Consider the following 20,801-nt stretch of genomic DNA (forward strand, 5'->3'; position numbering starts at 1 on the left):
AAGCATACGATGAGAAAACATATTATCACAACAGTTTTATCTGTATTCAGCTTTTTTTGGGCGGGTGCTGCCTTTGCGCAGACTTCTGCCGAGAACTATGTGCAGTCGAAAACCTGTCTGAACGCAGATTGTTCGAAGATATCCGAGACGATCACATACTTTGATGGCCTGGGCAGGCCAAAGCAGGTCGTTAGTGTCAAAACTACCCCAACCGGAAAAGATCTGGTGACTCCTATTACCTACGATGGATTCGGAAGGCAGGTCAAAGATATTCTTCCTGTTCCGGTAACGACCCAAAATTCAAACATACACAGCAGTATTACTAGCGAAAATGCTGCTAATACTTACTACGGTGTTTCCAATGCGTTTGCGGAAAAGGAGATTGAAAACTCACCGCTGGACCGGGTTAAGCAGGTTGCTGCTCCCGGTGAACCGTGGAAGCTTCAGTCCGGCCATACCAGGAAATACCAGTATGAAGCCAACGCAGCCAATGAAGTAAGGAAATTTGTTACATCTACGTCTGTTAATACCGTAAATGGTGTTTCCAATACCGTATCTGCGCTGTCCATTTCTTCTGACAATAGTGGCTATTATCCTGCGGCGGTACTTTATAAAAATACGGAAACGGATGAAGACGGCAATCCTGTGGTGACCTTCAGGAACGGAAACGACCAGACGCTTTTAATCCGCAGGAACGATGGCAGCCAGAATATCGATACGTACTATGTGTACAATGAATATGACCAGCTTGCGTTCATTATTCCCCCAAAAGCAGTAGAACAGATCTCTCAGAATGGAAACAGCATCGCATCTTCCGTTTTAGATGAGCTGTGCTACCAGTACCGTTATGATGGCAAAGACAGGGAGGTGGAAAAGCATATACCGGGTAAAGACTGGGAATATACCGTTTATGACAAACAGGACAGGGTGGTTCTTACACAGGACGGTGTACTAAGAGGGACTGCCAATAACTTTGGCTCTAAAGGTTGGATCTTCACGAAGTATGATCAATTCGGGAGAGTGGTGTATACAGGATTCTTCTCCAATACGGCTAGTAGACAGGCAATGCAGAATGCCTTGAACAGTATGGCCGCCAATCCATACAATAATGAAAAGAGAAGCAGCAGTTCGTTTACGCTCCAGGGCCAGCAGGTGTTTTATGATAAGCAGGCTTTTCCTACCGGGAGCATGACCTTACTTACGGTTAATTATTATGACACCTACCCGAGGGAAATCAATACTATCCCTGCACAGGTTCTTGGAGAGTATACCCTTCAACAATCATTAACTAGCAGTGAAGATCCATCTACCAAAAGCCTTTTGACAGCATCATTCGTCAAAAATATAGAAGATGACAACTGGACCAGAACGTATCACTTCTACGATACCCGGGGAAGAATTATCCGGACGATAGCCAATAACCACCTTGGCGGTCATACCAATTACGAGTATAGGCTCAATTTCTCCGGACAGCCTTTAGTAAAATTTACCTATCATCAAAGATCGGCCACTTCTCCTGAAGTGCTGGTGAAGGAACGCTTTATCTATGACGATCAGGAAAGATTGGTGCAGCAATATCACCAGTTCGGAAACAACCCTGAAGAACTCATCGCCGACAATACTTATAATGATCTTGGGCAGCTGGTCAACAAGAAGACAAGCAACCAGTCCGGGACCCCGCTTCAGTCAGTAGACTATACCTACAATATCCGGGGATGGCTGTCTTCAATGAATAATCCAAACACAGCGGCTGGGAACGGGAAACTTTTCGGTTTTGAACTGAAGTTTGAAAATCCATCAAGCAGCAACTTTGCAGCGGCAAGATATAACGGAAATATCTCTGAATTTGACTGGAGGACTACCAACGATAATATACTGAAGAGATATGCCTACCAATATGACAGGCTGGACAGGATGAAAAGCGCCAGCTATCTGGAACCATTAGCAACCGCTCCTATAAACGATGCTTTTTCCGAATTGTTAACATACGATACAGGTGGAAATATCAAGACGCTTAAACGGTATCAGAAGTACGGCACAACTCCGGTGATGATTGACGACCTGGATTACCAGGTCTACCAGGGTAACCGTTTAATGAAGGTTATTGATAATACAGGTAATGGTTCAGGTTATGCCGTAGGTGGAAATACCATCGCCTATGACGTCAACGGCAATATGACGAGCCATCTGGATAAAGGCATCGAAAACATAAGCTATAATTTCCTAAATTTACCAAAGAAGGTAGTTTTCCAGCAAAGCGTTCCTAATATTACCAACAGCCTGGATTTCCTATACCGCGCGGATGGCGTAAAAGTTAAAAAGGCTTATACCTACTACGAACCGAGATCGGGAGGGGTGCGTACGGAGGGTACGGATTACCTGGATGGCTTTCAGTACGTAGATGAACAGCTTCAGTTTGTACCGACAAGTGAAGGGTACTTTGATGCAGTATGGAACCGTTATGTCTATAACTACCAGGATCAGGTAGGAAACGTAAGGCTGGCGTATTACAGGGATGGTTTTAACGCGACAGCCGTTGACCGTGTAACTGATTACTATCCTTTTGGGTTGGAATATCCGGCAAGTGGAGTTTGGACACAGCAGTATTATTATCGCTATGGCTTCCAGGGACAGGAGAAACAGTTTGAAACCGGATGGAGTTCTTTTAAATGGCGAAACAGCATCCCCGAGCTGGGTAGGTTTTTTAATATAGACCCGCTAAGTGAGCAGTATGCGTACCAATCCCATTATAACTTCTCTGAAAATGCAGTAGTTGCCCACAGGGAACTGGAAGGTCTTGAAAAGCGATATGTTTTGTATACGCCATTTGGTGTTATAACATACACATCAGCAGCGGCCGGAAGCCGAAGCCAGGCAGGAATTTATGAAACCGCCAAAAGTAATGCGATCAGCAACTATAATGGTTTAGTAAGAATTGCGGGCAATAATTACAACATCATTAAAGGAAGTATTGTTGCTGGTGTAGCGCTAACTGAAAGAGTGTTAAACAGTGAAGGTGAGAGCAAAAAAGAAAACGGAAATAGTGACAGTAAGAAAGTTAGAAATCCAAATGGCGCAAAGGGAAAGCCAGATCATCAAGCCAAAGTAAAAGAACTTGAAGAAAAGGCTAGAGCAGAACATCCCGATAAGGATGTTGTCACTGAAAAAAAGATTAAAAAAGAGGGTTCAAATAGACGTCCAGATGTTCAAGTAGTTAACCGCGAAACCAAAGAGACAGAGCAAATCTATGAGGCAGAAAGAAAGCCTAACAGTGCCAGAAATAAAAAACGTGAAGCGGAATATAAAAGATTAAACATTCCTAACGAAACTCATCCTGTAGGAGGAAACTAAAAATAATATTATGAATTATAAAAAATTTAAATCCAATCAAGGTTGGCTATCATTTGAATATCCTTCTAGCATGATCCAAATTGAAGAAGATGAAGGTACCTATTTATTTTATACTGAAGATACAGGAAGTTTTAGAATTACTCCGCTATTATTGGAAGGCAAAGGAAATTTTGATACTGATCAGTTTTTACGTAATCGTCAGCGAGAGTATGGAGGAGTAATTAAATTAAATGGTGCTCAAAATGAATATTTATATTACAAATCGCTTGATGAAGATGACGATCTGATCATCTATAATTGGATTTTTGCCAAAAATGATAAAATCATCTATTGTAGCTACACTATTGACGTTGACACGGAAGAACAGGAAAAAATTATTATTGAAAAACGCGAAGTGCTGACAATTATAGAGAATCTGAATTTTGTATAACGAAAGCTAGAATTAAAGGATAAAAAATTTAAAAATATCAGGAAAGAGATATATAATATTAGAACTACTGTAATCCCTTTAAATGTACAACCTGTAACAGAATCCATAATCAATTAAATATGGAAAACGAAATTAAAAGTATAAAAGTAGCCTTTGTGCAAAAAGTAGGAGACGATCAATACGAAACAGAAACAATGTGGTGTGACATTGTAGATAATAATAACTATAAGATTGCTAATATTCCGGCTATCGTAAAAAATGTTTCATTGGGAGATATAATCGAGGTCGAGTACGATACTGATGAAGAACGTTTTTATTTTGAGAGCCTTATTTTGGCATCTGGTAATTCAACTGTACACATATTCGTCTATAGAGATGAAGATGTAGACCCGGCAAAAATATGGTTAGAGGATAATAAATGTGAAACAGAAATATTGCGACAACGCAATATTATTGCGGTAAACATTCCAAAACAGATTAATTATTCTCCTATTAAAAAATACCTACATGAGGGAGAGGAAAAAGAAATTTGGACTTATGAGGAATCTTGCTTAGAACATGACTATAATTAATTCTGAGTAATTGCACTGTCACACAATATTTTTCGTATTTCCAAGGATATTTGATAGAAAATGGAATTAGTAGAACACATAGAGAAATACTTAGGTATAATCAATAAGGGAGAATCAATAAGCAATGAGGAAGACCAAAAATTTCTATTTGCAAAGTTTAGAGATCGACCTATTGAGAATGTTACAACATATACATCTTTAGGGTTAAGCAATCATGTACTTGCCTTTAAAGATGATAAAAATGTAAGAATCGAAATCCTATTTAGTATTTATACTGAGCAGGAAAGTGAGCGAGTAACTGACCTTTTATTTTATGTAGCGAATAAAATAATCGATAAACATAAGTCTCCTTTACGTGGTCAGATTATTGATATACCGGAAAGTATTCTAGAAGATAGCTCTCTAACGTCATTATATGTTAGCATACCCGTGTTTTTTGACGAAAATTTTGCTGTGCTAAAAGGTACAAATCCAGATACTGTTTTTGCTTGGCAGTTTCCAATTTATAAAGAGGAAAAGGATTTTATAGTACAACATGGATGGTCTAAGTTTGAAGATATCTTAGAGAATGTAGAATGCGACTTCTGGGACCTAAAAAGAGAAAAAATAGATTTATATAAAAGAGGTGGATCTCATAATGGAAACCAAAAGCATTAATATAAACAGGGAATACTTGTATTACCTATATAAGGCAGAAAAAAGTAAATGGTTCTTTATTGAGGCATTGGCTAATAGAACAAACAATTATAAGTCTGTAAAAATTTTAAACAGTGATAACGTCTTAATATGGTTAGAAGATCTTACCATAGATGACAACACAATTCAGGGTTACGGCAGTGAAGATCATCAATTAATGAGGGTTGAAATAAAGGATATAGTAGATTGGATGATTGTTGATAACAATAAGCTAATTGGAGGATATACAATCCGATACTATAGGCAAACTTTAAATGATGATGATCGTACTAATTTTGATATCGAATTTGGTTTAAAGATTGATGATGGCAACGATTTTTTCTATCCTGACTTTTCAACACCTGAAGGAGTAATAATTCAATTGGAGATGGCTTACAATGCTAAGTCAATTGAAGGTATTTTAGAATGTAAAGACTTGATAATGGAAGCTAAAAACGTCTTGAACTATACTAATTATGAAATAAGCGATGACCTATTATCTGAAACTGCTGATCTTCTTAAAACGTCTATAATTGAAAATATAAATCATTATGGTTTTCCTGAATTTACAGATGTGGAAAGGAGTTTTACATTGCTTGATGTAAAAGATTCAGGTAAACAAAAATTAATTTCTGAAAAATTAATTTTTTCAGATGGAACCAGCAAGACCAATAGATTTTGGGTTGGTTTGAATAAGAATGATGAGTGGAAAGTATTGGACTTAGTTGAATAGAAATTATAATGGAAATTAAACTTTAAGTATATGAGTTATGATCGAATAGATTGGCATTACCATGGAGAAGGCTTTCCTCCAAATGCTGGACCTGAACAGGGAGGGACGCACATAGGGATGTTTTTAGCTTGGATTATCGACAATGATTTAATTGGACAACTTTACAAAGAATTATCGATGGATTCAATACATAAAGTTAGAAGCCGGGAAATAACAGGAAGGGATTTTTTGATCGAAGAGTGTGATGGTAAATTTTATGATGAAATTGTAAATGAAGACGGAAATGAATTTATAAAATATTATTACGATGTGGAGGATAGCATTTATTTTGGTGACTATGTTGATGTGTTCGATTATTATGAAGGTATTTACGATGTCGAAAATTCATGGGAAAATTATGATAAAATAAAACCTGTCATCGATATGCGGTATCAGGAATGGAAAAATAATAGGCGTAAATCTTATTGATGAGACTCTATCTGAATTGAAAAATAAAATCAACTAATGGATGAAAAGTAAAATTCTAATTTTTTTGAGTATCCTAAATGTATTAACGGCTTGCGCACAAGACAAAATGGAACAGAAATATTTTACCTGGCAAATGTTTAGCGATGGTTTTGGCAAAGAAATGGTCGCTGCTGATGACGTTTTTAATAAGATGCTTAAAAGCGGTCTAAGGGATAATTGCCTTACGAGAATGGACTTTACATTTATTTCTGATAAAAAGGAAAATTTGCAGAAACTTGGGGAATTTATAAGGGCTCATTATCCATATGATATTAAAGAAATTGAAAGATCTGAAGGACTTTGGGAGATAAACGGTGAAACTAATGAAATTCCTATTACCAGGGAGAACTTACTTTATTGGTGTTTAGATATGTATAAGCGTGGTTATGAGTTTGATTCTAAGCTTGATGCTTATGGCGGGCCTTTTGACCCTAAAGACCAGCAATTTCCCGAATTGAATATCTCAAAAGCCAATGTTTATTTTGATAAGGGACTTGAGTGTTATAACAATGAAGATTTGAGCGGCGCTTTAATTAATTGGACATTAAGCATTCAGATTGATCCTGCAAATCCTGACGCATACTATTCGAGAGCAATAGTGAAAAATGAACTTTATACCTGGAAATCTGCACTTAGAGATTACGACAAAGCGATAGAAATCGCTCCGGACTTTTCCAGCGCCCTGCTGAATCGTGGGAGTGTTAAAGATGAAAATGGTGATTATGCCGGCGCAGTTGAAGATTACAAGAAAGTGCTTACTTTAAAAAATGTTGATTTGGAAGATGAGCAAAAAGCCTATTACAATCTTGGAAATACTAAATACAACTTAGGAGATAAAGATGACGCATGCCGGAGTTGGAAAAAATCTTTTGATCTAGGTGCTGATTATGCATACGAGCGTATTCAAAATCATTGTGAAAATTATCGATAAATTTAAATTATCTTGAAGAGGCATGGCAATAGATATTGAAACTAAAAAGAAACTAGCAGAAGACTGGCAGAACGCATTTCCACATTTATCATTGTATAGCAGAAATAAGTTGTATAAGGTTGTTGGACCAATAGTTATTGGGCTGGAACTTATTAAATTGCCATATGATGATGAATATAGACCTCATTTTGTAGCATACCCACTTTGGGAGAAGAATTTAAAAGAATGTTTTGATTATCCTTTTATTTTACAAGAGTTTCATAATGATAAGAATCTGCAATATAATATTCCTTATAAAGAGGCAGGTAAAACATTATTGGGCGACGTTGTAGAAAAAATTAATATACAGTCTCCAATAAAGTTCAATGGTGATGTGTCTATACATTTTCTACTTCATCGATTAAACCAGTATGCAGAAAAAGCTCCAATGCTATCAAATAAAAATACACTGTCATTTGGTCATTTCCTTGAGGCAAAAATGAAAATAGCATTATATGTAAATAATGAAGTAGCCAATGAGATTCTGACAAAGATAAAAAATCACCGTTGGGATGGTGATCATTTCAAAGTATTCAATATTGATGTAGAAACTTGGTTAGCTGAGCTTTCAGAAGAGGCCAAAAATCCGGAATCTTTTTTTCAGAAAATTCAGATGAATAAAGCAGAGAGAAAAATCAGCAAGCTGAAGTCCTCAGGGATTATGATTTAGATAGATAAAAAGTCAAATTTTGAGGCTAGCAAAAAAAATAAAGTTAAATTTTGTTATGAATGAGTGACCATGTGTTGCCCCGAAGCGGTTGAATAATTCAGCCGCTTCTTTTTTAGGTAGGCAGAAATCAGATTTCGATTAATATGTTTTATTACCAAAGTTTTTTTTTACATTGGCTTTTGACCTAACCTATAACAACGCTCTCATGACCGCCTACCTTTTAAAAATTATTAACAACAGCATTGAAAATGCTATCATTAGATTTTCAATCTTGGGGTCAAATACCTCCCTCTTCACCCAGAGTAGTACGATAAGGCTTTGCAAATTGACTACACTTCTGCTATCTACTTACGATAGATTCTTTAAGAAAACAGGTTTCGGGTTCAATGGCTATGAATTTGTACAAGAGCCGATTTGCCTGGAGCAAAACGAACCAATTATTGGTGGTTCTGACTATACTACACTAAATACGTATCTTCATAACATCAGTTCAGAAATTACCGAAACCACTATCATACCTATAAAAATCCGCTATAATCAATCTGGGAACACGTCCTTTTACGTTGGCATAGGATACCAATTAGCGTGTACGAATTGCTATTACATGCATCACCTGTGCTTACCGGATTGCAAATTAAAATTCACGCCACTTTATTATCAATATTTGGATGAGCTAATGAACGCTGATCAATTACAACATTGCAAATCGGTTAGAGAGTTGGCTTCAGACTGTGCTATAGGTTATCAACGGTTCCAGGATGACTGTAAATTCTACTTCAGAGATACTTTTCACCAGTTCCTGAATAAATTGAGAATGCTGAAGGCATTAGAAGACATAGTGCTAAGTGATCTATCGCTTAAAGAGATTGCATATCATAACCATTTTACAGGATATAACAACATGAGCTTCCTATACCGCAGGTACCAACTGAGTCTTCCGACGATACCAAGAATATTCGATCAATTCAGCCTGTAAATTTGGTGCCATAACTTTTTAAAGTACAACCTTAACTTTTTCGAGTATTATCTATACTTTCTAATGTACAACAAGTACCTTTTCGTACATTAATTACCATTTATTATCGTGAGCTTTATCATACAAACACGTATGTAAAACTTGTGATGAAAACAAATCTTTCCATTTGGACAAAAGTTGTATCTTATCTTTATATCTTATTGTTTACCTATGCCAGCGTAAGTAAAATACTCGATTTCGAAAATTTCCAAGTTCAAGTTGCTCAGTCGCCTGTGTTAAGTGCATATGCAGACTTTATTCCCCACAGCGTCATTATTATTGAACTGCTGACGGTGTTGCTGATCTGTTTCGAGCGCACCCGTATTTATGGAATGTTCCTCTCATTTTGGCTGATGGTGGCGTTTTCGGTCTACATTTACATCATTATCAATTACAGCGATTTTGTACCATGTAGTTGCGGTGGCATATTGGAAAAAATGGGATGGACAACACACCTCATTTTCAATTTGGTGTGTGTAGTTGCCGCGGCAGCGGCCATTATTATGCTCAAAAGGAAACGGGAAACGAATCTGATCGGTACTTACGCCACAATGGTCATCATAACCGTCTGTGCCTCTTTTACCATAGTTATATTGTTTCTTTCGTCAGAGCATGTGATCAAAAAAGAAAACAACTTTACAAGAAGGTTCCTGCTTCATCCGGTAATTGAAGATAAAAAACTGGACCTCCAACTAAATTCCTTCTATTTTGCTGGAGCTGATGATAGCAACATCTATCTTGGCAATGTTACTGCACCATTGTTGTTCACAAAGTTGGATACAGGGTTACATTCCGTTGCTTCGATGAGGGTTAGGCTAGATCGATCGGATTATAAATACCGTAACCTACAGCTAAAGGTTAAATCACCCTATTACTATTTATATGATGGCAATGTGCCTGTAATTTATAGAGGTCATATTAAAGACTCAATTGTAAGTACCATTAGTCATAACGATGCTTATTTTACTCAGTTAGCAGTGATAGACACGGGACGATTTGCAATTCGTACACAAAGCAGGGTAAATAAGGAGTATACTTTGGCCTTTCTTGATCTAGCAGATCCAAAAAAAATCTATTTGAAACCTGATATACTGGAAAAGCAAATTGACGGGGTCTTTGACTCTGACGGGAAGCTGATTGCCAATCATACCAATAATCAATTTGCTTATACTTATACATACCGCAACCAATTTATTATAATGGATTCTAACCTTAATGTTTTGAGGCGGTTGAATACAATAGATACCACCAGCTTAGCGAAAGTATCTTCTACGGAACTATCTGACGGAAGGCATAAGATGAATGCCCCTCCTTTAAAAGTAAATGTAAATTGTGTGCTTGCAGGCAATCTATTGTTTAACGAATCGAACCTCATGGGTAAGAACGAATCACGTGCTTCATGGCAAAAAGCGTCGATTGTCGATGTATACCGAACGGATCAGAAAGAGTACATCGGCAGCTTTTATATCTATCATAAAAATAAGCAAAAAATGAGGGGGATGCTGGCAACAGATCAATACTTATATGTTCTCTTGGGTAATGATATAATTCGTTATCATTTTAGAGATAATATAACTAAAGAGCTTTAAAGCAGGGGATGCTGAAAACCTGTAAAAAAGAGTAGGCATAAATATTTAAACTGTTTTGATTATGAAAAGAATGATCATTCCTGTAGCCATCGTTTTAATGGGTGCAGGTGCTGCCTTTGCCACTAAAGCAGCAAAAAACGCTCAGGTGAATGTAGATGCTTATCGCATTGATGGCGCAGGACAATGTGTTTTCGCAGACCAACAATGTAGTACCTCAGGAACTGAGGCTTGTACCTGGGCGGGCGACAATTCAACCCCATTGTCAGATGCACCAATTTCTGCAACTATGTGTGGTGATCCGCTGTTTAAAGTGCAGTAAAAAGGTATAACAAAGGGGGCTAACTAGCCCCCTTTGTTATAATTGTTTATTGATCCACTCAATTCCTTTTTTATCTTTTAAAAAATAGTCCCACCATTCAAGCACCCTGTTATACAAATCCTTTCTTTCTTCACCATTTCCCAATGCATGTCCACCATTAGGATAGAAAAGTGCAATCACGTTCTTCCCGTTTCTTTTCAAGCCCACATAAAATTCCATCACCTGGTCCCAAGCAATATTTTCATCTTTTTTACCCGCCCATAATAAGATCGGAGCATTTACTTTTTCAACATCATATATAGGGTTATTTTTAAAGTATAGTTCTTTTTTTTCTGAAAAAGGGATATTCATTTCATATTGTCCATTTTCAAATTGCCAATAGAAAGGACTATTAAAATTATAGTTGTAAGAAAAGTAGGAACGTACAATATCGCTGTTTCCTGCTCCTGAAATATATGCTTTAAATCGAGAGGAATGTGTCGCTATAAAATTTGTTTCATAACCACCATGAGAGTGCCCCATCAGTCCAATTCTATTTACATCAATATTGGGATTGTTTAAAACAGCATCTAATGCGTTATTTACACAATCCAAAGCTGATAACCCAGTTCCAATCTCAGTAAATATTATGTCGGGCATATATACAAAGTAGCCCCTTCTTAAAAGTGCACGAATATCAAATCCTACAGGATTTTTATAACCAGGAATTTGATATTCATTTCTTGCATTGCTCTGTATCTGATAAATACGCACGATCATTGGATATTTTTTATCATTCCGGAAATTTTCAGGATAGTATAATATTCCCTTTAAGGATTTCTTTTGTGAATTAAAATATTCAATCGCTTCCTGTTTTATAGAATGTGAAGTTTTATCAAGGGTTTTGTCCTCGAAAAGTACCTTTTTTGTAATTCCATTGGTTGAAGCTAGATATAACATTGGAGGCTTATTGTAGTTTTCTTCAGTAAAAAAAATATTCTTTACATGTTCATCCGCCTGTATTTCTTTTAAATAATTTACTGTAGGGTTGACAATAGTGTTAGCATGACCGTTTTGCCATTTAATAATTAATGTTTCCAGATTGGATACGTTTACTGCTTTTACAAGCAATGGTTTTTGTACATCAAAAGTCTTCAATAGAACATTGTAACCTATGATCAAAGAGATTCGTTGGTAATTGATTATTTGGGTACTCAATTTCCCGGCTATTTTTAACTGTTCTAACTTTTTTGTTTTTATGTGATACCTCCAAATATCATCATCACTTTCAAAAAAAATTTGGGTGCCATCTGATGAAAACACCGGATTTTGCAACCTTGATTTAGTAATCACTGTCTTGTTCAAGTTACCCAATTCAAATAGCGTCCAGTTTTCTCCGTTTTCACTTCCTAAAACAAACTGACCGTCAGGAGAACAAATAATCTCCGGAGAACCGTAGTATACCCCTTTGAGGTTAGTAAATTTGCTAAAAGTTTTTTGTTGTATATCATATAGGTAGGCGCTAAATTGTGGTTGTTGTGTTACATAGTTGTAATTATCAAATGGATTAAATGCAAGAAAGTACCGTTGGCTATTCAGAGAACTAATTGTTTGATGCTCGTCATTTGGTATGGTGAGTAGTGCATTAGCTGTAGGTTGCCAATAGTAATATTTACATTTCCCAACCCCTGATTTCTTTGCCTTTAAATTTCCATCATTGCCATACCATATATCCACCAAAGTTTTTGTTGATGGAGGTGTTACTTTTTCGATATTAAATAAATACCCTTTTCCGTTTTTAATTTCAGTCACTCTCAGAAATTCATCTCTACCCATCATTATTTCTTTAAGCGTTACCACTTTTGCAATATTGGTATCAATTGCCGTTAAAAATTGAAGTGAAGTTGCCGGATTTAGTTCAGTAATGAAAAGTTGATTCCCTGAATTGCTTAATACCATTTGCTTTACCTCATTTTCAGTACTATGCAAAACCGATATTCTATTAACTTGTAGACTAACAATTTCATTAGTGTTGCCCTCTTTACGGTTAAGATACAGGCGTTTGTTCCCATCAGTTATGTAGACGTTCTGTACTCTAGTAAATGTATGATTAGGCTGACCATTTATATCATAAACGGTTAGTGTACCATTTTTATCCAATATGCAGTACTGATTTATTTCTTTAAGAACATCCGCTTTCTTAGTGCTAACATAATGTCGTTTCGTATTAGTTCTAAAATTCCAAAATGTAGCGGTGTCAGAAGCGATCGATAATAATGCCCCCGGGTTTAAAAATGACCTATTGTAAGATAAGCCCTTGATACTTCCAATAGGTTTTAACGGGTTTTGGCTGTCAAAAACCATTATGGTATCGTTGTTCTGGTCATAAAATTTGTTTGCTGCAATCCATCTGCCATTTTGCGACACTTCAATATTACCGATATGGTAAAATTTAGATATCCAGGCTTCCATAGTATCATTAGGAGATTGGCATAAATACAAACCGCTTGATACCATCAAAAAAGTGCCCAGTATTTTTATAAATGCATTCATTGTTAGTATCCGGGATTTTGAGGATTTAGGTTAGAGTTAAGTAATAGTTCTTTTTGAGGTAGCGGCCATCGGTTGTGATAAGTTTTCCAGTTGGGCTTTGCAGATGTAAGATCACTTAATCGTCCATAACGCTTTAAGTCTAAAAATCTATGTCCCATTTCTGTAAAGAACTCTTTACGGCTTTCCAGTAGTATTTCATTCAATAATGTAGACTGGGAATTTACGTTAATGAGTGTTGTTAAGCCAGCCCTTGATCGTGTTGCATTAACATACGGCAATGCTTCAACTAATTTATTTTGTTTTACCAGTGTTTCTGCCAACAAAAGATATACTTCTTCTAAACGGAAAACAATCGAGTATTCTGTATTATTATTGGTTCGATTTTTATACTTGTTGGCCCGATACCATGTATTCGAACCAACGGTAACCGAAGCCATCCAGTTTATTTTTCTTAAATCAGTGGCAGCAAATATATTGAGAAGATTTTGTGACAACGCGTAACCACTAGGCGCCGCTCCTGAAAAATAATATGTTAAAGCTTCCTTGGTCGGATCACCTGAATTTGCTGGCTTTAGCTGCCATAAGATATGCCCACCTGTTTTAAGAAACACTTTATTGATGTCATTTTCAAACTGGTACAGCGGGCTTTGCACAATATTTTTTAATACACTTTCGGCATCAGCATTACGATTTTGCAAAAGATAGATTTTAGCTAGCATTAACTCGGCTACTTTTTTATTAAGATAAATACGTTCACTATTACGGTACGCGTCTGCAAGCAGGGCTACGGATTGATTCAGGTCATTTTCTATTTTGGGTAATACATCAGTTTCAGCAGTTTTAGATAAAGATTTATTGATTTGATAATCGGTAATGGTTACATAGGGTATGTCGCCATAAATCTGGTGTAGGTAAAAATGTAAAATCGATCTTATTAGCAGCGCTTCGCCCTTAATTCTGTTTTTGTCGTTTTGCGGTATAGCTATTGAAGTTTCAATCCCTTCTATAATAGCGTTGGCTCTGTAAATAAGCTGATAGGTCGAAGCCCAATAGGATTGAAGAATTATATTGGTGTCCAATTGCTGGTTTTGGAAAATATCATATACACTATTTGCTACAGGAGAAAAACTGTCCAAATCATCTGTATAAGTTCCGAGTAGTGCGCCAGTTGAATTTGCTGTTCCTGCTAATGGAGCAGTATCCCTTAGTCCTGCATAGAGGTTTGCCAATGCAGCATCAGCCGTTTGGGTGTCCTGAAAAACCTGAGAACTTATAATTTGGTTGTTTGGCAATTCAACTTCGATTAGCTTTTCGCAAGAGAGGCAAATCGTACATAGTAATATTAAACATATGCTTATATGTGCTTTAGTATTCATTTTAAATAAATTTAGAGGTTAATAGTTACACCAAAGGCAAAAGTCTTAAGTGGAGGTAGGAAGCCCATACCTAAAAACTCAGGATCTATGCCGAAATATTTTGTCCAAGTGACTAAGTTCTGCCCTTGAAAGTAGATGGTTACTTCTTTAAATACATTGCTAACCACAGGAATTCGGTAAGATAATTCGACATTTTTTAGCCTTATGAACGAAGCATCTGAAACCACTGCAGTACTGCTTTGAAATAATGTAGTAGCAGAGCTACTTCCAGTAGTGTAGGGCATGTACGTTCCGTCAGGATTCTGCGGTGACCAAACATCTAAAACTTGTACAGGTTGATTATTCATACTACCCGGCGTCGTAATAATGCTGTTGTAGTTCCTGTTTCTTTGTTTTACAAACTGTAGCAAAACCGAAAAGTTCCAGTTTTTATAACGCAAGCTAGTATTCCATCCACCAAAGTATTTTACTCCTATATTCTCAATTACTTGGTTGTCGGTAGGTGATGAAATTTTACCGTCTCCATTAAAATCTGTAAATTGATATTGTCCGGTCTGCGGGTTAATGCCTTCAAGCTGGTACAGTTTGATGATGGAGGTCGGCTGGCCTATGACATATTGATTAGCGTAAGAAGATCCCTCTAATCCTGGAAATGAAAGCAGCTTATTTTTAGGAAAACTTAGGTTAAATCCCATTTCCCATTGAAGATCAGAAGATGAAATTAGTCGCGCATTACCATCAAGTTCCAGACCGGTGTTATCTATTGTGGCCGCAAGATTTGCATTTACTGTGCTAAAACCTGTCATTGCCGGCAACTGGTAACCTACTAATTGGTTACTGGATCTGTTTTGATACCATGCAGCGGTAATATTAAGACGGTTTTTAAAGAATCCCAACTCTAAGGCCAATTCAAGTTTTTTCGTTTTCTCCCAACTGAAATCTCGATTGTATAGTTGGGAAGGGTTCAACCCTGTAATTCCATTATAAACCGAGCTAGATACGGTATAGGTGTCATAAAATTGATAGTCACCAATATTGTCACTCCCTGCAATCCCATAACTACCCCTCAGTTTTCCAAAACTCAGCCATTTGAAATAATTCTTGAATAAATCCTCATTTGACATTAACCAGGCAGCTCCCACAGCACCAAAACTTGCATACTTTTTATTTGGACCAAAGCGGCTGCTACCGTCTCTACGTCCTGTTACATTTAAAATGTACCTCTTTTTGTATTGATAGTTGATTCTGCCAAATAAAGCGGCATAGCGATATTCGGTTTGTACTTGATCAGAGATGATTTTTGTCTGCGCTGCCCCGATATTTTCAATAAAAGCATTACTCTGAAAGCCAAGTCCGGTCATAGCCCCAGTTTTATTAACGTCTCTTTGAAAAGTTCCTCCGGCTATAACATCCACTTGGTGCATTCCCGTTTCATATTTCCAATTTGCCTGTGGTTCAATTATAAATGAAAACCTATCCTGATTACTTTGTGACATTCTGGATGTAGCACTAGATTGGCCATTCACGGAGGTAGGATTATACATGGTGTTAGGCTGAAGGGAAATCTCATCAAAGGTCTGATAATTGATGCCTCCATTAAGTTTGATACTGAATTGAGAAAATAATTCATATCTACCATTTATATTCATTAATAGCTGCTTATTATTATTGGAATAGGTACTATTATAAGCTGCGATAGGATTATTAAAAGTGTTGCCAGCCCAATTAATACTCCCATCGTCATTATATAAAGCAGGTGCGTTAGGTGCAAGGATATAGGATTGGCGGGTGGCATCTGATCTTACAATGTTATTATCCTGAATGGAAAATAAATTTGAGATATTCAATTGAAAGCGATTATCTCTTGATTTATGAGATACACTATTAGTGATATTGTTTGTAGAATATTTAAAATTGTTACCAAATGCGGTTGTTTGTTCATTATGCGACAAGCTCAACAAGAAGGTAGTTGTTTCATTTCCACCTGATATAGAAAGCTGGTTGTTGGACTGTACAGCTACATTGCCAATTAGCACTTTTCTCCAGTCTGTGTACCTGTTTTGATCCCATGTCCCATTTACATCATACGCACTGGCAGGATATACAGAAATACCATCATTAGCAAAAGCCTGTTTTCGCATCTGAATATACTGTTCCGTATTCATCATTTTGAGCCTATTCGGAACTTTACTTAAACCGTAGGATGTATTAAATGCTAATCTTGCTCTACCGGACTTGCCTTTTTTTGTCGTTATCAGAATAACGCCATTAGCACCTCGCGATCCGTAAATGGCTGTTGCATCAGCATCTTTTAATATTTCTATACTCTCAATGTCATTCGGATTAATGCTATTTAAGGGATTGATACTTCTGCCAGGAATTACAACGCTGGAATAAACTGAGGTCATTTCTCCGCCTATAGGTACTCCATCAATGATATATAAAGGTACATTACCGTTAATGTCACTATTGTTAATTGTTCTCAAACTATTGCGACCTCTGATCTGGATATCGAAACCTCCACCTGGTACACCTGAGTTCTGCGTAATACTAACACCAGCCATTCTGCCTTGGATCGTTGACAAGACATTACTCACTGGCTGGTTTTCAATATCCTTGGCCGTTACCTTAGCGATGCTTCCGGTGAGCTCTTTTTCCTTTACATTGTAGTACCCTGCATTGAGCACAACCTCTTCAATTCTGGTTTCTTTATCCCGCAGTTTTACCGTGTCCGCAGAGGATGCAGGAACAGGGGATAAACCTTCATCTGCGGCGGCCAGCTTTGGGGATTTGGAACGGATAATTACAGTATTTTCATGAATCACCGTTTCAAACGGCAATCCCTTAAAAAGTTTGTCGAGGCAGCTTTTTACGCTTTCATTGTTACATTTCGTAGCTTGAACTTTATAATTGCTTAAAGCTTCCTCCGAATAGGCATATTGCCGAATCTTATTTTCGGAGAGGAGACGTTTAACTGCCTCCACTGCCGGGATGGCCCCAGCGTTGTAGTTGACCTTGATTTCAGTCTTGAGTTGTTGTCCACTCAGTGGAACATAGCTGCATAAAAAGAAAATGGCAGCCGTGCAAAGATTTTTCATAATTTTGCATTGTATTTGAAATTAATATTCAGTAAGACGTTTCATTATTTTCTAAGTACGTCGACCGATGGGTGCAACCATCGGTCTTTCTGTACCTAATGGCGGCTATCGGGGATCATCGCAGGAGTCATGAGACACCACAGCTTACTTTTCCAATCTATAAATGTTTTCATTGTGTTGTTTAATGGTGAGACCAAGCTGAAGTGCAAGCGTTTCCATCCATAGTCCGGCGTCTGCTTGCGGAAGCTTGATTGTTATTTCCTGATTTTCCACTTTAGCAGGATATTCTACCGTAATGCCGTAGGTGGTTTGCAAAACCCTGATGGCATCTTTAACTCTGCATTGCGTAAACGCAAGGGTAGGGGTAGGGAGCTCCTTTCTATCTGCGCCTTTATCCGTTGCATCCACCGCTGCTATCGCAGGATTGCCAAAGTTGGTAAACTGCTGTTTCGGCTTTAAGATGTACGCTTCGTGATGATCTTTCCTCGTAACCGAAACGCTGCCTTCATACAGATCAACCTTAAATGTTCTGCCATTTTGTAACACTTTAAAAACCGTACCCATCACTCTAGTGTCGTAGCCGTTACCGTGTACAATGAAGGGATGTTCTTTGGATTTCGCTACGTGAAAAATAGCATTTCCTTCCAGGGCTACTTCTCTGGTGTCGTCAGGAAAAGATTTCTCAATGGTAAGCTTCGCATCTTTCAATAATGTAATGGAAGTGCCGTCCTTAAGCTCTACTTCCATAGTGCCTTTATCTGCCAAATATATATTTGGCGTGATGTAGGTTCGGTAGCCGATTAGGCAAGAAAATATGAATAGCACCGTAATTGCTCCATAAGCAATATTTCGACGTCTGCGTTTTCTGTGTATTCTGTCAAATACTTTTGTCCACACTTCTTCATTTTCTTCAGCTGTTAATGGTAGATGGTCATGATCTGTCACTTTGTATCTGGTATTTGTTTAAACTGCGTTCTCATATTGAAAAAAGGGATGGTTGTGCAGGAGCTGTTTAGCATTCTGCATTTTGGTCTGGCGGATGTAACGAAAGAATGATTCTTCCGTTTGATGTCCGGTAATTTGCATAATGGGATATACAGAGCCGAGGGGATTTGATAAATACATATTGGTAGCGAAGGATCGTCGCCCTGTACGGCTGCTTACCATTTTCCATTTTGGTTTTAAAGTGAGGGGATGGACCTCATCAATTCCTGCGTTCTGTGCAATCTCCTTAATCGATTTATTGTAGTAATAAAGACTAAAGTCACTCGGTATCCTTCCCTCCGGATACCTGCTAAAAATTTCTCTGATTACAGGATGCAGGGGTATGACCACAATCTCACCGGTCTTCCGCGTCTTAATCTGAATCACATCGTCAACGATATCGCCTTTGCTTAATACAATAACATCCTCATACCGCAAGCCTGTATAACAGGATATTAGAAAGAGGTCTCTGATATGAAGCTTTGTACCGACAACATCAAGCCGTTCAATTTCTTTTAATTCCTCCAGATCTAAATAAATGGCAATGGATTCGCCGTGCGGCACGCGAGTTTTTTTGAGCGCTGTTACATTGACGTCGTAACCGTCATCATGACAGGAATTTAACATCGACCGTAATTTGTTGAAATTATTGTAGACTGTAGTTTGAGCTTGTCCACGTTCTTTAAGGTAGGCTATAAACAGATCCAGCATACTTTTATCGAAGGAGTTGCTCATAAGGTATACATTGAGGTAGCACTGATGCACCTCGAACATTCGCAAAAGCTTATAGAACGAAATCCAGATTTTAGCCTTATCACCTACATTGTGGTTTATGTAGTGCTCGCAATAATTTAGTAATCGGCAACTTGTACGTTTTGGTTTTCTCATGTTCGCACTTTATAATTTAACTTAGAAAAGTCATAGCATTGGTTGGACCAATGCCATGACGTGAAAGCAATTCACAATCTCACATAGTGAGGGGTTCTATATAGTATTATGCAGCTACAGGAAAAATCCACAGGTGTTCACATTATATTTAACACACTTTATGATTTGTTAACTCTTTTTAAGAAAAATCGTTATGATTTACCGCGTAAGAATTTTAACGCCTGAGCAACATGGTTTTCCACAACACGTCGCGAAAGATTGAATTGAAGAGCGATCTCTTTCTGAGAAAAGCCGTACAGTTTGTTCATTTTAAAGATGGTCTGGCGAATAGGAGGCGTGATCAATGCTATTCTTGTCTCCAAAACAGTCAATAACTTTTCTTTTTTTTCAGCCAAGATAAGATCATCTATGGATGTATCTATGCGGTCAGCTAACTCATCATTAAGAATTTGATTTCTGTTTTTCCTTAAAAATTCGTTGATCTTCTGATGGCAAGTGTTAAACATGATGCTCTCCCAGCGGTCAGATTTCATTTCGGAACGATAATTCCAAAGGTGCACAAGAACATCCTGCAACACGTCTTTTGCATTTTCACGATCTTTAATTTTAGAGGTGATTCTTGAAAATAATTGAGTGTTGTAGGTATCAAGAAGCGTTTTAAACTGATACTCCTCGCTGGTAATATGGCGGCGGGAAAATCCCACTTTGTTAATTTTAGATGTAACAAATTTAGTTTTTTTTTAAATACAATGATGTTCCATTGTTGAAAATTTAGTTTATCAAATTAAAATGTTGAAACTTGATAAATTGACGGTAATAAAAAATTATTAAACTAAACCTAGGTAAATATAGGGTAAGAATTTATTCACCAAATCTTGCGGGTGTAAAAGAACCAGATTTATCACATAGTACCGATTACTATTACATAGAAATCTAGCTAAGTACCGATATGGAACTTAAAGTTTTAAAACAACTTAAATTATCTTAATGTTCGCCTATCTGAATATAATATTTTCGATTTGCCAATTAAACTGTGCGAGTCTCCGAAATTTTGTATAAATTTTTTTGGTTAAACCTGAGTTAATTTTTTTT

17 protein-coding genes are annotated in these 20,801 nt (G+C 37.2%); 11 read left to right on the top strand and 6 right to left on the bottom strand.

Annotated elements, in window-relative coordinates:
• Window positions 1-9 precede the first annotated feature (9 nt).
• The 11 genes from ACK1I8_RS07600 to ACK1I8_RS07650 all read left to right on the top strand — a co-directional run bounded on the left by ACK1I8_RS07600 (window position 10) and on the right by ACK1I8_RS07650 (window position 10,831).
• On the top strand, window positions 10-3,351 hold the full coding sequence (locus tag ACK1I8_RS07600) for a DUF6443 domain-containing protein (RefSeq protein WP_412468730.1): 3,342 nt from the start codon (window positions 10-12) through the stop codon (window positions 3,349-3,351).
• Between the two features lie 10 nt (window positions 3,352-3,361).
• Window positions 3,362-3,781, top strand: coding sequence for a DUF3805 domain-containing protein (locus tag ACK1I8_RS07605; RefSeq protein WP_412468731.1), 420 nt, complete (start codon window positions 3,362-3,364; stop codon window positions 3,779-3,781).
• A gap of 119 nt (window positions 3,782-3,900) precedes the next feature.
• On the top strand, window positions 3,901-4,353 hold the full coding sequence (locus ACK1I8_RS07610) for a DUF4265 domain-containing protein (RefSeq protein ID WP_412468732.1): 453 nt from the start codon (window positions 3,901-3,903) through the stop codon (window positions 4,351-4,353).
• A 60-nt stretch (window positions 4,354-4,413) separates the two neighbouring features.
• Window positions 4,414-5,010, top strand: a complete 597-nt coding sequence (locus ACK1I8_RS07615) for a suppressor of fused domain protein (protein WP_412468733.1) — start codon at window positions 4,414-4,416, stop codon at window positions 5,008-5,010.
• Window positions 4,991-5,761 (top strand): DUF2314 domain-containing protein, encoded by a 771-nt coding sequence (locus ACK1I8_RS07620; protein WP_412468734.1) that lies wholly within the window; start codon window positions 4,991-4,993, stop codon window positions 5,759-5,761. Before ACK1I8_RS07615 ends, ACK1I8_RS07620 begins: the two co-directional genes overlap by 20 nt.
• A gap of 30 nt (window positions 5,762-5,791) precedes the next feature.
• Window positions 5,792-6,229 (top strand): hypothetical protein, encoded by a 438-nt coding sequence (locus ACK1I8_RS07625; protein WP_412468735.1) that lies wholly within the window; start codon window positions 5,792-5,794, stop codon window positions 6,227-6,229.
• A 40-nt stretch (window positions 6,230-6,269) separates the two neighbouring features.
• Window positions 6,270-7,199, top strand: a complete 930-nt coding sequence (locus tag ACK1I8_RS07630) for a tetratricopeptide repeat protein (RefSeq protein ID WP_412468736.1) — start codon at window positions 6,270-6,272, stop codon at window positions 7,197-7,199.
• A gap of 22 nt (window positions 7,200-7,221) precedes the next feature.
• Entirely contained in the window at window positions 7,222-7,908 is a 687-nt protein-coding gene (locus tag ACK1I8_RS07635) for a hypothetical protein (RefSeq protein ID WP_412468737.1), read from the top strand.
• 325 nt (window positions 7,909-8,233) lie between these two features.
• Window positions 8,234-8,884, top strand: coding sequence for a helix-turn-helix domain-containing protein (locus ACK1I8_RS07640; RefSeq protein ID WP_412468738.1), 651 nt, complete (start codon window positions 8,234-8,236; stop codon window positions 8,882-8,884).
• Window positions 8,885-9,030: 146 nt separating this feature from the next.
• The gene (locus ACK1I8_RS07645) at window positions 9,031-10,512 is read left to right on the top strand and encodes a MauE/DoxX family redox-associated membrane protein (protein ID WP_412468739.1); all 1,482 of its coding nucleotides are present in this window, start codon (window positions 9,031-9,033) and stop codon (window positions 10,510-10,512) included.
• A 61-nt stretch (window positions 10,513-10,573) separates the two neighbouring features.
• Window positions 10,574-10,831: a DUF6520 family protein gene (locus ACK1I8_RS07650; RefSeq protein ID WP_412468740.1), complete on the top strand. Its 258-nt coding sequence runs from the start codon at window positions 10,574-10,576 to the stop codon at window positions 10,829-10,831.
• Window positions 10,832-10,867: 36 nt separating this feature from the next.
• Here ACK1I8_RS07650 and ACK1I8_RS07655 read toward each other — a convergent pair whose 3' ends face one another.
• From ACK1I8_RS07655 to ACK1I8_RS07680, 6 genes are all read right to left on the bottom strand, one after another.
• Window positions 10,868-13,363, bottom strand: a complete 2,496-nt coding sequence (locus tag ACK1I8_RS07655; RefSeq protein WP_412468741.1) for a S9 family peptidase — start codon at window positions 13,361-13,363, stop codon at window positions 10,868-10,870.
• A 2-nt stretch (window positions 13,364-13,365) separates the two neighbouring features.
• Complete coding sequence (locus ACK1I8_RS07660) at window positions 13,366-14,739, bottom strand: RagB/SusD family nutrient uptake outer membrane protein (protein WP_412468742.1); 1,374 nt, start codon at window positions 14,737-14,739, stop codon at window positions 13,366-13,368.
• Window positions 14,740-14,750: 11 nt separating this feature from the next.
• On the bottom strand, window positions 14,751-17,837 hold the full coding sequence (locus ACK1I8_RS07665) for a SusC/RagA family TonB-linked outer membrane protein (protein ID WP_412468743.1): 3,087 nt from the start codon (window positions 17,835-17,837) through the stop codon (window positions 14,751-14,753).
• A 144-nt stretch (window positions 17,838-17,981) separates the two neighbouring features.
• Window positions 17,982-18,782 carry a FecR family protein gene (locus ACK1I8_RS07670; RefSeq protein WP_412468744.1) on the bottom strand — a complete coding sequence of 267 codons (801 nt, stop codon included), beginning with the start codon at window positions 18,780-18,782 and terminating at the stop codon, window positions 17,982-17,984.
• A gap of 18 nt (window positions 18,783-18,800) precedes the next feature.
• The gene (locus tag ACK1I8_RS07675) at window positions 18,801-19,709 is read right to left on the bottom strand and encodes a phage integrase SAM-like domain-containing protein (protein WP_412468745.1); all 909 of its coding nucleotides are present in this window, start codon (window positions 19,707-19,709) and stop codon (window positions 18,801-18,803) included.
• Between the two features lie 191 nt (window positions 19,710-19,900).
• A complete protein-coding gene (locus ACK1I8_RS07680) occupies window positions 19,901-20,413 on the bottom strand; it encodes a sigma-70 family RNA polymerase sigma factor (protein WP_412468746.1) in 513 nt (170 codons plus the stop codon).
• Between the last annotated feature and the right edge of the window lie 388 nt (window positions 20,414-20,801).

It is taken from the genome of Pedobacter sp. KLB.chiD, assembly GCF_047040275.1.
Lineage (GTDB): Bacteria > Bacteroidota > Bacteroidia > Sphingobacteriales > Sphingobacteriaceae > Pedobacter.

What these genes read in the sequence shown, in the direction of transcription:
- ACK1I8_RS07600 (WP_412468730.1), top strand. Translation starts at nt 10, where the DNA reads ATGAGAAAACATATTATCACAACAGTTTTATCTGTATTCAGCTTTTTT.
- ACK1I8_RS07605 (WP_412468731.1), top strand. Translation starts at nt 3,362, where the DNA reads ATGAATTATAAAAAATTTAAATCCAATCAAGGTTGGCTATCATTTGAA.
- ACK1I8_RS07610 (WP_412468732.1), top strand. Translation starts at nt 3,901, where the DNA reads ATGGAAAACGAAATTAAAAGTATAAAAGTAGCCTTTGTGCAAAAAGTA.
- ACK1I8_RS07615 (WP_412468733.1), top strand. Translation starts at nt 4,414, where the DNA reads ATGGAATTAGTAGAACACATAGAGAAATACTTAGGTATAATCAATAAG.
- ACK1I8_RS07620 (WP_412468734.1), top strand. Translation starts at nt 4,991, where the DNA reads ATGGAAACCAAAAGCATTAATATAAACAGGGAATACTTGTATTACCTA.
- ACK1I8_RS07625 (WP_412468735.1), top strand. Translation starts at nt 5,792, where the DNA reads ATGAGTTATGATCGAATAGATTGGCATTACCATGGAGAAGGCTTTCCT.
- ACK1I8_RS07630 (WP_412468736.1), top strand. Translation starts at nt 6,270, where the DNA reads ATGAAAAGTAAAATTCTAATTTTTTTGAGTATCCTAAATGTATTAACG.
- ACK1I8_RS07635 (WP_412468737.1), top strand. Translation starts at nt 7,222, where the DNA reads ATGGCAATAGATATTGAAACTAAAAAGAAACTAGCAGAAGACTGGCAG.
- ACK1I8_RS07645 (WP_412468739.1), top strand. Translation starts at nt 9,031, where the DNA reads ATGAAAACAAATCTTTCCATTTGGACAAAAGTTGTATCTTATCTTTAT.
- ACK1I8_RS07650 (WP_412468740.1), top strand. Translation starts at nt 10,574, where the DNA reads ATGAAAAGAATGATCATTCCTGTAGCCATCGTTTTAATGGGTGCAGGT.
- ACK1I8_RS07655 (WP_412468741.1), bottom strand. Translation starts at nt 13,363, where the DNA reads ATGAATGCATTTATAAAAATACTGGGCACTTTTTTGATGGTATCAAGC.
- ACK1I8_RS07660 (WP_412468742.1), bottom strand. Translation starts at nt 14,739, where the DNA reads ATGAATACTAAAGCACATATAAGCATATGTTTAATATTACTATGTACG.
- ACK1I8_RS07665 (WP_412468743.1), bottom strand. Translation starts at nt 17,837, where the DNA reads ATGAAAAATCTTTGCACGGCTGCCATTTTCTTTTTATGCAGCTATGTT.
- ACK1I8_RS07675 (WP_412468745.1), bottom strand. Translation starts at nt 19,709, where the DNA reads ATGAGAAAACCAAAACGTACAAGTTGCCGATTACTAAATTATTGCGAG.